The organism is Lentisphaera profundi (genome assembly GCF_028728065.1).
GTDB lineage: Bacteria > Verrucomicrobiota > Lentisphaeria > Lentisphaerales > Lentisphaeraceae > Lentisphaera > Lentisphaera profundi.
Genome location: NZ_CP117812.1, coordinates 2511421 through 2525607, shown reverse-complemented (window position 1 = coordinate 2525607; position 14187 = coordinate 2511421). Strand labels below are relative to the sequence as shown.

Genomic DNA, 14187 nt, shown 5'->3' with positions numbered 1-14187 from the left:
CGATTATTTTGCTAAGGCAAAATGGATGCGGATTTTTTCTGAATCACGATGAGAGGCTTGAATAGCGCGATGCGCTTTATCAAATATTATAAGCTCTTGCTTATTTAGTTTAAATCCTAATCTACTTGAATGCTCAAACTGAAATCGTACTCCATTTGCGAGATCGACTTGTGTGGACACAGTTTTTTTGATGATTTTAGCTTTCACAGGAAGTTGAAGACTAATTCGAAACTGGCCATTAATAGTTTGCTGAGAAGTGTTTTTGAAGTGCCAGTTTAACTCTAGAGTATTTTCTTTGAGAAGAAAAGATCTGCTGACACTGAGTTTGGGATCGGAATGAAATGTTCTTGATATGATAGATTCAGTATCATGAATATCGCTACTAGGGCTCAATCGAAAATTCTTTTCACTATTCGGGAACGAGTCTTTTAGGCTCGTAAATGCATGTTTGTCGGAAAAAAGTGCCAGTCCTAAATAACCGCCATCACTTTTTTGATAGACAACTTTGAAAGCATCTTGGCTAATTTGAAGTTGATTTGCGTTCAAAACTTCAACTTCAGGCTTGTTGATACAAGCACAGAAATAAGTGAAGCTAAATAATATCGGCCAGAGTCTGTTCATTCATTTTATCCAAAAAAGCGTTTAACCCAGAATACATAAGTCCAGCTAATTTACAATTATCAATAATGGGACAATTATTTTTTTCTTTATTGAAACATTGAACTAAATTGAGATCTGGTTCAATGTCTTTTATGATGTTACCAATGCGCATTTCCTCCGGAGGCGCGGCTAAGGTGAAACCTCCTCCATAGCGACCTCGTTTTACGATTAAGTAGCCTTTTTTCTTAAGGGTATTAACAATTTGCGTCGAGTTAGCTTGGGTGATGTTGTATACTTTAGCAACTTCTGTTGAGGTTATTAAAGATCCCTGGTTCTTCGCGGCATGAAGTAGAATGCGTAAGGCGTAGTCTGTCTTTAAATTTAATCTCATAAAATCTTCTATGTTTTTTAAAACTATAATTTGAATGTATGCAAATACAATTTAGTTTTAAACTTAACTAAGAAAGTAATGTTTAAATCGATGCGACAATATTTTAACTAAAGGAAAGATAAATGGCATTATCACAGACGACAATTGATATAGTTAAGGCGACTACCCCGGTAGTTGGAGCGAACGCTGAAAAAATAACGACCACTTTTTATAAAATCATGTTCGAGCGTTACCCTATGGTAAAAGAGTTTTTTAATCAAACTCATCAGAAAGCAGGAAAACAGCAACAGGCTTTGGCAAATGCAGTAGTTGCATATGCGATGAATATTGAAAATCTGGGTGCTCTTGCGGGTGCAGTTGATGGCATCACTGAGCGCCATGCGTCCCTAAATATTTTACCGGAACATTATCCGATAGTCGGTGAATGTTTACTCGCGGCAATAGCAGAAGTACTTGGCGATGCAGTTACACCAGAGGTTGCGGATGCGTGGGGTGAAGCTTACGGATTCCTCGCAGATATACTCATTGGTGTAGAGAAAGCTAAATATGCGAAAACCGCAGAGAAAGCTGGCGGTTGGAATGGTTACAAAGAATTCAAAGTAGCAAAAAAAGTTAAAGAATCTGCGAGTGTGACTTCATTTTATTTTGAAGCGGCTGATGGGACGCCTGTGATTTCATATGATGCAGGGCAATATATTAGTATTAAACTAGAAATACCGGGTGAAGGTAACATAGTTCGTAATTATTCACTTTCTGATTGGGGTGGTGAATCGCTACGTATATCAGTAAAAAAAGACGGAATGTTCTCGACTCATCTTCACAATGAAATCAAAGAAGGCGATACAGTAAAGCTCAATGCTCCTTATGGCGTATTCAAATTAGATTCCAACTCAAGACCAATAGTTTTAGTATCTGGCGGAGTGGGTTTAACGCCGATGCTCAGTATGTTACACAAACTTTCCAAGACTAATTCTTCTCGAAGTGTGAGCTTTTTACATGGAACACAAAACCAATCAGAATTAGCTTTTGAAAATGAAATTAAAGAACTGACGCAAAAAAGTAATTTTTCAGTAAAAACATTCTTTACTGAGGATAATAAGAGAATTGGTCTTGAGCAACTTCAAGAAGCCTGTGATGGAGTGAAGGAAACGGATTTTTATATTTGTGGCCCCGCAACGATGATGAAAGCATTATATAAATCACTGAAAGACTGGGGAGTGGCAGAAGAGAATATTCACTATGAATATTTCGGCCCTTCAGATACAATTAGCGAATAAAATATTTTCGCTTAATTTTGGTCGAGACTTGTGAGAGTCTCGGCCTTTTTTGTTTCTAGGTATTGTAGGGAGTGGAAAAATTTTCTCAAGCAGAAAATGAAAGCTAAACTGGTACCTAAGCTGAGGGATAAATAGAAGCTTTCAGTTGATTTATTATTACTAATCAATAGGTAACAACCCAGGGCTTGAAATAGAAAGACCGATCCTAGTGTGTAGGGCAGTGGTTTTGCGGCTTGTGAAAGTCCCTGGAAAGCAAAATTGAGCATGATACATAGAGGGAGTAGAATGATGTGTAGAGCCGCAAATTGAAAATATTTATGACCTTCGCTGTGAATGAGCTCGTTTTGTGAAAAGGATGAGAACCAAGCGGAACTTTGAAAAAACATAAATAAGGCAGCTAGAGAACTAAGTCCTAACATTATTTTAGATGAGAAAATAAATGATTGCTTGATTCGCGAATAGTTTTTCTTTCCCAAGTTGGCGCTAATGATGATCATGTTTGCTGCGCATAGGGGGATGGCAAGCATAATTAAAAATTGTTCAAAACGCTTGGAGAGTGAGTAAGCATCGAGTATTTCTGGGCCACGAGAAGCGAGAAGAGCTTGAGATATTCCAATGGTGAAATTGGTACATGCGGGCACTAATGCAGCAATAGAACTGGTATATAAAATGCGTTTTAGTACCTTCTGCTGTTCAGTAACGGGGAGTGTTTGCGTATTCTTTTTGAGTCCTTGTCTTTCATGGATAAAATCAAAGGCGAGTAGCAGCGTCATCAAGGAGTATGAGGCCACAGTTGAGAGCGCGGCACCCTTTATACCCATATCGAGGAAGAGTTCAGAATACCAATGTCCGCTGGATTCGTAAGAGAGTAAAGGCGTAAGTACAGCATTAACGAACATGGCTATAAGACTATAAATCATAGGTCGAACAGCATTGCCGGTACCGCGCATTGCCGAGGCGAGAACGGCTCCAATCCCCATGAGAGGAAAAAAGAGGTAGTACCAAAAGCAGTATTGATTTGCAAGTAGGATAACTTCGGGCTTGCCAGACAGTTGGCGTTGTAGTAGAGCCTCACCAAAGAAAATGATAGCGAGACTGATTAGTGCTGAAGTGATAAGTGCAATTATCATACCATAGCGAAGTCCTGCGGCAGTGTGTAAGTCTTTTTTTGCACTGGAATATGCAGCGATGGCCGCGCTGACGCCTGTACCTAAGCCTCCATAGATTATGGAGCTGGAGAAAGTGATGAGCGGGAAAGCAATATCGATGGCTGTTAGTTCAGTTTCACCTAACTTAGCAATGTACCATGCGTCTAACCATGAAAAGCAGACGGCAGTAAGCATCATGATTAACATGGGGATGGCTATGGATGCAATAGCTTTTGCAATAGGGCCATCTGTTAGGAGGGTATTATTTTTCATCTATATCGCTGAGTATTTGTTTTAGCATGGAGCTGAAAGTACTGCAGTCTTCATTATTTTGAAGTACTGAGACGGTGAAGACGCGACCATTTTTATTGGTATAATAACCACTGAGCGCTCGGGCGTCGCGGAGTGTGCCTGTTTTGCCAATGAATTTACCTTTAGCAATAGGGTAGCTTATCGCATTTTGTAGCGTTCCGGAAATGCCAGAAATTGCGAGGGAATTCATCCAAGTAGGACTCTGCCTATGTTGAGACATATAATTGAGGAGTCGACAAATATCTCGTGTAGAAGTGTGGTTATCTCGACTAAGTCCTGAGCCATCTGCCATAAAAGTTTGCGTGAGTCCAATTTTATCGGAGAGAGTTTGCAGGCATTGTTGAAGGTCGGTCTTTTGTTGCGAATAGCGCAAATGTAGACCCAGCATTTCCGCACGGAAATTATCGCTGTGGCAAAGGCTAGAATGAAGCAGCTGAGAAGTCAGTACGGGATCCTGAAAGCTAGCTAGTTGCTGTGCCTCGTGATCTGCTATCTTACTTAATTTTTTGATGGATATTCCTCTTTTGCGAAGTTCGCAAAGCAGAATATCAGGAGTCCAATTATCTCCTTCTAGGCGCCAATAATCAAGAGAATTCTGGGTGGGGTTATAGCTAATTCTCGAACCTTTGCGAACTTGTTCTTTAAGAGATTTATCGGGGACAAGTGAAAATTCACGTTGTTCTAGAGGAGTAGAAAGGGCTTCTCCATGAGAAATTTCTAGATCAAGAGTATTTTCGTTAAAGGAAACAAAAGATACACAAGGGTAGTGTGCTAAAGGGTTTAAGTAATCAGTAGGGCAAGTGATGTAGAGTGATTCGAATTCTGTTTGCCCATGAGCTTTGATCGCGTCGGCTAGTTGATCGATTCGGCGAGAGAGGATATCTCTACCTTGATAACGGCAAGAGAAAAAAAGGTTGCCTTTAAATTCTATGGTGAGCTGACGTGGGGTACTTAGGACTCGAAGTTTTTGCGAGGGAGGGGCGTCAGCATCAAAAGATTCTAGTGCCATGGCACAAGTGAAAAGCTTTATGTTAGAGGCCGGTAGGAGAGCTTGTTCGGGATTGTGCTCGAGGAGCACACGACCGTTTGAATCTGTAACACAGTAAGTCAGCATAAAAGAAAGCGCCCGGTAGCCCCGGGCGCCTCAAATTTAATCTTCGCTATTTTCAGCAAATTTCTCTAGAGAATCGGCAAGATTTTTACATTTCGGAAAAGCTGAACATGCATAAAATGGACCGCGCTTGCCCATTTTTTTGACAATGGGAGAATCGCATTTAGGGCACTTGACGTCAGTTTTTTCTTCGGCCGCACCTTTGGCATCTTCTAATCCTTCAGGGTAAAGTTCCGCAGGGATCTTTTCCTTGTAGCGAGCCACGGATTTTTTTAGGGCAGCTAACTGACGGGGAGTGAGTGAACCTTTGTTGGCAAAGTTACTGGAGAGAGATTCATAAAAGCTTTTGTCATCATAGGTCATACGTCCGCGTTTTGTCGGAGCATTCCATTCAGTGATGGTACTTAGAGCCTTTAAAAGGGCAGTAATCTCCTTGCTCTCTTCGGGGTCAATAACAGCTTCTTCTGGGATCTCTAGCTTAAGTTCAGCCGCTTTAGCTTCAAAGTTATCAATTTGCTTCTGATATTTCAGAACCATTTTCTTCAAAGCATTAATTTGGTTAATCGTTAAGTTACGACCAGATTCACTTTGTGTCTTAAGTGATTTGTAGAAATTGGCTTCATTGAAGGTTCGACGCCCTTTGACAGGTTTCTGAGGCTCTTCAAATGTGACGTCTTCTAGAAGTGCTAAGAGTTCAGTGGACTTACTTTCGGCATTAATTTTTTGTTCTTCATCAGTTTTTGTGATGATTTCTTGAAGTTCAGGTTCAAAGCCGAGTTCCTCCGCTTTTGCTTTTAAAGCAGGCATAACTGTTTCATAGCGCAGTAAAACACGGAGCAGGGTTTGCCATTGTTTTTCAGATAAAGGTTTATCTTCAGTTAGGCTTTCTCGAATCGAGCCAACAAATTCTTCATCACTAAAAGCACTTTTGCCTTTGCCGGTAGGTGCTTGATAGCTGATGTCTTCTGGGATAGCATCGAGTACAGCGGCAAAGATACTTTTGTCTGGAGCGCCGGCAGTTTTGGCGTCTTGTAGCCAAGTGCTAAAGCCAGAATAAAAGTCGGCTAGCATAGTGGTCCATACTAATTCACCACTTTCGACTTTATCTAAGAGCTCTTCCATATGTGCAGTGAAACTGACTTCAAATAAAGCAGGGAGAGTGGCGACGAGAAAGTCACAGCTTTCCATGCCTTTGTCTGAAGGGTTAAGGCGACCTTTGTCTTTAACAACATATTCACGATCTTGAATGGTGCGAATGATCGAAGCATAAGTAGAAGGACGTCCTACGCCATTGGCTTCAAGTTCTTTCACTAAAGTTGCTTCAGAAAATCTGGGAGGCGGTTCAGTGAAATGCTGCTTGGGGATGAGTTCTAAGAGGTCACAAATTTCACCTTTTGTGAGTTGTGGCAAGATGACATCCTTGCTATCGCCCTCTTTACTGCCGTCATCAGAGAAGTTATAAACTTTCATAAAACCATCAAAGATTAAAACAGAACCAGTAATTTTGAAGAGGTATTCGTGGCTGAAACCGACATTCTCGGGAAGGAAGGTGATGCTATCTTGGCGGTAAAGAGCCGGTACCATCTGACTGGCAACAAAACGTTTCCAGATTAATGTGTAAAGTTTGAGCTCGTCATCATTAAGGTAGGGCGCCATCTTTTTAGGAGTGCGTGTGACATCAGTAGGACGAATGGCTTCGTGACCACCTTGTGCTTTGTTTTTAGATTTATAAAAATTTGGTGTGTCAGGTGAAAACTCACTTCCATAAATATTATTGACAAAATCTATAGCGGCATCCTGGGCCTCTTTAGCAATGGCAACCGAATCCGTTCTCATGTAAGTAATTAAACCAGCAGTTCCTTCGCTTCCTAAGTCACGGCCCTCATAGAGCTTTTGTGCCAATGACATGGTACGACTTGGGCTAAAGCGCATGTTTGAACTTGCAGCTTGTTGCAGCGTACTAGTGATAAATGGTGGAGCAGGACGTTTTTGTCTATCTTTTGACTCGATATCTTTAACTCTGAATTGGCTACCTTCGAGTTCACTAAGGATTTCGGATGAGCGCTCAGCATTGCCGATGATAGGCTTTTTACCATCAATTTTATCGAGTTTAGAGATAAATGACTTAGCATCTTCAGTCTGGTTTTTTATATCGGCTTGTAAGCTCCAGTATTCTTCAGGAGTAAAGGCGAGTATAGCTTTTTCACGTTCGCAAATAAGTCTTAAAGCAACGGTTTGTACACGGCCAGCACTACGAGCATTCCTTTTCCATAATAAAGGACTTACTTTATAGCCCACAAGACGGTCTAAAATACGTCTAGCTTGTTGTGCATCAACACGATTCATATCTACTTCGTGAGCTTTTTCAAAGGCAGTTTTGATCGCAGATTTAGTGATCTCATTGAAAGTCACTCGTTTGAATTCGGCTTTACTTTGTTTTTTCAAGATTTCATAAAGGTGCCAAGCAATCGCTTCTCCTTCACGGTCCGGGTCAGGTGCTAGGTATATGTTCTCGCAATTTTTAGCGGCACTTTTAAGCTCTGCAATGACTTTTTTCTTATCAGCACTTACTTGGTACTCGGGTTCAAAATTATTCTCAGGATCGACACCAAGCTTACGTTGAGGTAAGTCGCGGATATGACCAAAAGAGGCTTTGACTTCAAAATCTTTTCCTAGGATCTTTTCAATTGTTTTCGCTTTTGCGGGCGATTCTACAATTACTAAATTTTTTTTACTCATGTTGCCTTCGGTTTATAAGTTCGTACTTTTTTCCGGGAAGTAGTCGTATTAGCTTGCGTGTTTCTAAGTTAAGTAATGTAGCAAGGAGTTTGCCCATTGCCATCTCAGACAGTTCACATATTTTATCCACATGAACTTCACCGGGTTTTAGAATTCCCATAATGCTTTGCTCGTTTTTGTCTAATTGCAAGTCGACTTCTGCCTTGTCAGGCTTATCAAGGGGGTCTTTTTGCAAGCTTTTTCTATTTATACCAAGTTCGAGATTAAATTCTTCATAAATGTCTTTAAAGCTTTCTGTGAGTGTTGCACCTTGTTTTAAGAGTTTATGGCAACCTCGTGATTGCGGGTAATCAACTCGTCCGGGAACGGCAAAAACTGAGCGACCGTATTCAAGCGCTTGATCTGCGGTTATAAGTGAACCGCTGTTGAGATCTGCTTCTACCACTAAGACGGCTCTAGACAAAGCTGCAATAATTCGATTACGCATGGGGAAAGTTCTTTTGTCGGGAGGAAATAGAATGGGATATTCACTGATTAAAGCACCGTGCTCACAAATATCTCGTGCGAGCTTTACATTGTCTTTTGGATATATTTTGCCAATGCCTCCACCTAAAACAGCAATAGTAGGCCGGTGTAAATTGACGGCACTGCTGTGTGCAGCGGAATCAATCCCTAAGGCTAAGCCTGATACAATATTCCATGCCGCACAACTAGCGTCACTTGCAATAGATCGAGCAATATCTAAACCATAGTTTGAGGGGCGCCTAGTGCCTACTATGGCAATGTTTTTATTGTATTGGTTCAAAATTTTACAATTTCCCCTTATATAAAGGATGATAGGGGCATCGTAAATTGCCTTAAGGCTTTCTGGATACTGAAGATGGCTGCGATTGATGATATGGATGCCTGCAAGATGTGCGCGTTTATATTCTTCCTCGGCATTGTAATGGAGTTCGTAAGAAATTATCTCTTTGGCAAGTTGAGGTCCAACACCTGGGCACTTAAGTAGCTCGCCGTAGGAAGCTTTTAAAATGTTTTCTGAGTGATGAAAGTGTTTGATAAGTTTGTTGTATCGCCTTGGACCAAGACCCGGTATCATGTTTAGGCCAATATCATTTAGTAAATTTATATCCATCAATATTCCTCCATATAGATGTCTATAATTAGTTATCTAGGACAAAGCAATGCAATTATTCAAACGCCGTTGATAGAGATAATTATGCATTTATTGAGTGTGAACGATGACTATGTGTACATAGCTATATCTAACTTGTTTTATAAAGGCGCAAAAGTCTACTCGTAAGAAAGAATAGCGAGTCACGTCGTTTGTCTAGAAATCTCATTACATGAACAAGTCAGAATGGCTGAGCTGTTAAAAAAATAACATCATTATGGGCATAAGTTGTTGATATATAACATTTTAAAAATAAATTTTAATGAAAAATTCATTTTTCCACGGGCATACTTATTTATGAGTGTAACTACTTATAAATAAGTATCTTATGATTATTTAATAATTGATTAAGATGCTAGATCGACTTGTTAGCGATAGTTCTCGTGTACCCAGCGCTTGTGAAGCAGAGGCATGACTTATATATTTTTATAGAATCTAAGATTTTCTATGAAGATTTATTAATAATTAACGATAAGGAGTTTCTCATGAAAACACGAAAACTAATGAAAAGATTTTCAATCTTTGAAGTCTTGGCAGTACTAGTCATCTTGTCTATTTTGGCATCTTTGATTTTTAATAGTATGAGTACGGCAAGAGATGAAGCTAAACGAGCTGTGTGTTTGAATAACTTAAAACAAATACAAAATGTGGTAGAAGTTTACCGTAAAGATCATAGGGCGACACCGAGAGCTATCAGCGAGCATGATTTTAGTTTTGCGGCAGAGTATGTTGATGAAAATTCTATAGGAATGTTCCGCTGTCCAGGTGATGATCAAGAAGTCGCGAGTCTAGATAGCGATATCTTCCTTCCAAGTCTGAATAAAGGTACTTCTTATATATATATACCAGCAGATGAGGATGTGTTAGGGATGACAGAATTGGAAATGAAGATAGAGGATATTAACGAATTTTTGATTGTGTATGATAAAGATTCTCGATTCCATAATGGTCGATTTAATGTCTTGTATCTTCATGGTACAAATGCGGGCAATGGCGGCATAGCCACAACCCGTAGTAATCAGCCTAATATTACTCCACCTAATGTACCTAATGGCACTGGTGATCAGGGTCCTAATAATAATGGTTGGGGCAGTGGCGATCAAGCGGCACCAGGCAATAGTGGATCTAACAATAGGGCTGAGAATGATGCAGGTGGACGCAATAATCCGGTTCACGGAACGGCCAATCCTGATTAATTAGAAACACTAAATCAATCATCAAAAACCTAAGTACTTGATACTTAGGTTTTTTTTGTGTCTAAAAATAAGGAAAATGATCAGTAAGAAGTTTTTTTTGATAAAATGACTCGTGGTTACTGAAGTAATGTTAATTTTTTATTAACAGTTGACTTGCCTTATGACTCTCTTTGCACGTAGATTATATAAGTGCATGATTTTATGTACTTTAAAAATAAAATATATTATATATAAATAAAAAGGAGAGTCCTTATGAAGACGCTAAAAAGATCGAAACGCTTCTCAGTTGTAGAAGTAGTTGTGGTTTGTGCAGTTGTATCTATACTCGCTTCCTTGATTATGAGTGCTAGTCGCTCGATTCGTGAAGCCGGAAAAAGAACCACATGTTTAAATAATCTTAAACAAATTCAAACTGTTTATGAAGCCTATAGAAAAGATCATCGTAAATCACCAGAAGGCAATGCTACATCGTTTAGTGACTTTTCCTTTGCAAGTGAATATATGTCTGAGAGTGAATTAGGAATTTTTGTTTGCCCTGGCGATGATAATTCAAGTGAAGTTACTGAATATACACATTTAGAAACTAATACTTCTTATTTATATGTACCGCAGTTAGCGTCTATTCCAGGTTTTGGACAAAGTATGGACTTAGCTAGCACAGCGAGTGTTCAAAATAATGGACTTTCATTAATTGTAAGAGATAAGAGTGGAGAGAGTCACGATGGTGATATTAATGTCGTCTACCTTCATGGTTCTGGAAACAGTAAATCGGGTATCGCTCAAACAATCAAAGCGGGATCATTTGAATGGAGCACAGAAGATTATGCTGATAGTGGATCTGATGCAAACGACAATGCAGACGACAATGCAGACGACAATGCAGACGACAATGCAGACGACAATGCAGACGACAATGCAGACGACAATGCAGACGACAATGCAGACGACAATGCTGAAGAAGCACTTGAAGAAGCTACAGATGAATTGATAGAGGCCGATGACGCAGCAGAAGCAGCAGCAGAAGCAGCAGCTGAGACTGAAAAAGCAGCCGAGGAAGCTACCGAAGCAGCCGAGGAAGCTACCGAAGCAGCAGTAGAAGCAGCAGAAGCAGCAGAAGCAGCAGCAGACGCTTTAGCTGAAAAAGAAGATGCCCTTGAAAAAGCTAAAGAAGCCTTAGAAGATGGACCACAAGAATACAGTAGTGAAAATGTTACACTACCAGAAGATAATGAGGGTAATAAAATCGTTGTTAATACTGATGTACGTGTGACCTTCGAGCTTCTTGGTTCTGGCTACTCATCTAACTCTATTTACTCTGATGTGACTGTAGGTAGCGAGACTTACAAATGGCAAGATGAAGATGGAGAAGAGCATTCAAATCACGTTGTTGGTGTAGAGGGTTTAACTTTAGATGTTGACGTTGATAATGGCTTAACAATTGCTATAAACGGTAGAAGTTCTTCGTATGACTCAAGTAGCTTACAAGGATCATCAAACTTAATGGTTTATCGTGATGGTGATAAAGCGACTAGCGTAGGTGGCTATAATGGCCAAGATTCGGTTAAGACTTTCCTTTCAGGGTATATCGATGCCAATGGCAATGTGACAATAGGAGATAATCAAGTTATTTTCCTTATGGAATTAGGTACGACTAATACCTCAAAATCATACTACGACATGCAAGATTTAGTGGTGTTAGCTACCTTCGAAGTTGTAGCAACGGAAGCTGATGTTTCGTCGCTAGAAGAGGAAATTGCCGAAGCTAAAGAAGCTTTGATTACTGCTACAACTAATGCAGATGCAGCAGTTGAAGAAGCAGCTGAAGCAGCTGAAGCAGCTGAAGCAGCTGAAGCAGCAGCAAAAAATGCCGCCGAAGAAGCAGAAGCAGCAGCGACGGCAGCGATTGCTGCCGAAGAAGCCGTTCTTGCCGCCGAAGAAGCCGTGAAAAATGAAAATAACGGTTTCGGTAATGGCGATCAGGATGCGCCAGGTGAAAGTCTCTATAACAATAATGCTGAGAATGCTCAGGACGAAGCCGCCGCCGAAGCAGCAGCAACGGAAGCAGCCGAAGCCGAAGCAAAAGCCGAAGCAAGAGCAGCCAAAAAAGCAGCCAAAAAAGCAGCAAGACAGGCAGCAAGAAATTAATTCAAGTAAAGTGATTTAGAAAAGAGCCCTCCATAAGGAGGGCTCTTTTTTTGTGCCGATATTAGGTTTGACATTCGAAATAGTTTAAATATGTAGCATCCCCGCATCCCCGCATCCCCGCATCCCCGCATCCCCGCATCCCCGCATCCCCGCATCCCCGCATCCCCGCATCCCCGCATCCCCGCATCCCCGCATCCCCGCATCTTCAGGGTTGATTATTTAGACGTAATCACTTTGTAGCAAGCTATTTAAATGACTGTTTGATTTTTATTTACTAGCTAAAGTTAATAAAAGATCAATAAAAAATGAAGAAAAAAAAATATAGCTCTTGAGTCTGCCTTTTAAATGTTGTAGATTTATTTATGCGTTTGACATTATTTGTGAAAAATACATTAAATTATAAATATATAAAGTAAAAAAGGAGAGTCCTATGAAAGTGTCCAAGACAAGCAAAAACTTCTCGATTATAGAAGTGATTGTTGTTTGTGCAGTAGTATCTATACTTGCGTCGTTAATTATTGGTGGCAGTCGCTCAATTCGTGAAGCAGGAAAAAGAACTACATGTCTAAACAACTTAAAACAAATTCAAACTGTCTATGAAGCATACAGAAAAGACAATCGTAAGACGCCTGAAAGCAATAATTTTGCTTTTGTAGAAGAATATATATCCGAGAGTGACTTAGGTACTTTTGTTTGTCCGGGGGACGAGACTGTTACGGAACTTACTAGTTTGCAAGATTTAAAAGACGGTAAGGCTTCGTACACTTATAAAGATAGTTCTGAAGATGATGACAATGGACAGATCTCTATGTTTCCTGCAGACAAGCTAGTCGTTTTTGATAAAAGCACAGAGCATCATAGAGGAGATGTTAATATTGTGTATCTTCATGGATCTGGTAGTAGTGATTCAGGTATAGCTAAGACATTTAAAGATTATGACTGGACAGCGCTTTCTGACGAAGACGACAACAATGGCTCAGACGACAATGGCTCAGACGACAATGGCTCAGACGACAATGGCTCAGACGACAATGGCTCAGAAGACAATGGCTCAGACGACAATGGCTCAGAAGACAATGGCTCAGACGACAATGGCTCAGACAACAATGGCTCAGACAACAATTCAGATGACAATTCAGATGACAATTCAGATGACAATTCAGATGACCATGACGACCACGCCGAAGATGACGACCATGACGACCACGCCGAAGATGATGGTCATGACGACGACGCTGAAGATGATGGTCATGACGACGACGCTGAAGAAGGAAGTGACAGCTGCATAAGCGAAGAAGAAGCCGTTCATGAAGCTGAAGAAGCAGTCGATGAAGCAACTGAAGAATCAATCGAAGCAGATCAAGCAGATCAAGCAGCCGACGAAGCTGTCTACGAAGCTAAAGAAGCTGAAAAAGAAGCTAAGGACGCTAAGAAAGCAGCAGAGAAAGCTAAGAAAGCAGCTGAGAAAAGTAAAAATAAAGATGATATTAAAGAAGCTAAAAAGGCGTTAAAAGAAGCTAAAGAAGCTGAAAAAGAAGCTAAAGAAGCCAAAAAAGAAGCTGAAAAAGAAGCTAAAGAAGCCAAAAAAGTGGCAAAAGACGCTGAAGAAAACTTAGAAAGAGTTACTGAAGAAGTTGAAGCTGCTGAGGCAGAATTCAAAGAATGTGTTGAGAAAGCTAAATCTAACAATGGTCATGGTAACAATGTTGATGGTGTAGATTCATCAAATCCAGGCAATTCTAAAGAGGGTGAAGATTCAGATCCAAATGTTGATGATGAAGGCAAGCATATTCATGAAGAGCATTTAGAAGAAGACGATGTTTTGGGTTTAATTGGAGGTCACTTTGATGTGGATACATCATCATCTGCGGCTAAAGGTTCTGGCAATGCTTCAACAGATGGTCATGTGCATGAGTACGATAACAAATATGATGTAACTGGAATTGACTGCTTTAATTTTAATGATGGTAAATTACACGCGATTAACAAAGATATAGCAGCGGGTAAACGTTTTATCTTACATAAAGTAAATGCAGGTCTTAGTACAGGTGCCAAAGTTAGTACCGACGGAAGTTTTGGTGGAGTTCTGAGTAT

Annotated in this window: 10 protein-coding genes; 3 read left to right on the top strand and 7 right to left on the bottom strand. The window is 40.3% G+C overall.

Going from position 1 to position 14187, the window contains the following annotated elements; genetic code table 11:
* Positions 1-3 precede the first annotated feature (3 nt).
* Positions 4-621 (bottom strand): hypothetical protein, encoded by a 618-nt coding sequence (locus PQO03_RS21470; RefSeq protein ID WP_274153260.1) that lies wholly within the window; start codon positions 619-621, stop codon positions 4-6.
* Positions 593-991 (bottom strand): RrF2 family transcriptional regulator, encoded by a 399-nt coding sequence (locus PQO03_RS21465; protein ID WP_274153259.1) that lies wholly within the window; start codon positions 989-991, stop codon positions 593-595. The genes PQO03_RS21470 and PQO03_RS21465 overlap by 29 nt, the downstream gene beginning before the upstream one ends.
* 122 nt (positions 992-1113) lie before the next feature.
* Between PQO03_RS21465 and hmpA the strand changes: the two genes are divergently transcribed.
* The gene (hmpA, locus tag PQO03_RS21460; protein WP_274153258.1) at positions 1114-2268 is read left to right on the top strand and encodes an NO-inducible flavohemoprotein; all 1155 of its coding nucleotides are present in this window, start codon (positions 1114-1116) and stop codon (positions 2266-2268) included.
* Between the two features lie 11 nt (positions 2269-2279).
* Here the strand turns inward: hmpA and PQO03_RS21455 are convergent, their stop codons facing one another.
* The 4 genes from PQO03_RS21455 to dprA are packed head-to-tail and all read right to left on the bottom strand — an operon-like array spanning position 2280 to position 8713.
* Complete coding sequence (locus PQO03_RS21455) at positions 2280-3689, bottom strand: MATE family efflux transporter (protein WP_274153257.1); 1410 nt, start codon at positions 3687-3689, stop codon at positions 2280-2282.
* On the bottom strand, positions 3679-4842 hold the full coding sequence (locus tag PQO03_RS21450; RefSeq protein ID WP_274153256.1) for a D-alanyl-D-alanine carboxypeptidase: 1164 nt from the start codon (positions 4840-4842) through the stop codon (positions 3679-3681). Before PQO03_RS21450 ends, PQO03_RS21455 begins: the two co-directional genes overlap by 11 nt.
* A 36-nt stretch (positions 4843-4878) precedes the next feature.
* Positions 4879-7578, bottom strand: a complete 2700-nt coding sequence (gene topA, locus PQO03_RS21445) for a type I DNA topoisomerase (RefSeq protein WP_274153255.1) — start codon at positions 7576-7578, stop codon at positions 4879-4881.
* The gene (gene dprA, locus PQO03_RS21440) at positions 7571-8713 is read right to left on the bottom strand and encodes a DNA-processing protein DprA (RefSeq protein ID WP_274153254.1); all 1143 of its coding nucleotides are present in this window, start codon (positions 8711-8713) and stop codon (positions 7571-7573) included. Before dprA ends, topA begins: the two co-directional genes overlap by 8 nt.
* A 524-nt stretch (positions 8714-9237) precedes the next feature.
* Between dprA and PQO03_RS21435 the strand changes: the two genes are divergently transcribed.
* Both PQO03_RS21435 and PQO03_RS21430 read left to right on the top strand, forming a co-directional pair.
* The gene (locus PQO03_RS21435) at positions 9238-9948 is read left to right on the top strand and encodes a type II secretion system protein (protein WP_274153253.1); all 711 of its coding nucleotides are present in this window, start codon (positions 9238-9240) and stop codon (positions 9946-9948) included.
* 252 nt (positions 9949-10200) lie between these two features.
* On the top strand, positions 10201-12093 hold the full coding sequence (locus PQO03_RS21430) for a type II secretion system protein (protein WP_274153252.1): 1893 nt from the start codon (positions 10201-10203) through the stop codon (positions 12091-12093).
* 926 nt (positions 12094-13019) lie between these two features.
* Here PQO03_RS21430 and PQO03_RS22180 read toward each other — a convergent pair.
* A complete protein-coding gene (locus PQO03_RS22180) occupies positions 13020-13430 on the bottom strand; it encodes a pentapeptide repeat-containing protein (RefSeq protein WP_420792885.1) in 411 nt (136 codons plus the stop codon).
* Between the last annotated feature and the right edge of the window lie 757 nt (positions 13431-14187).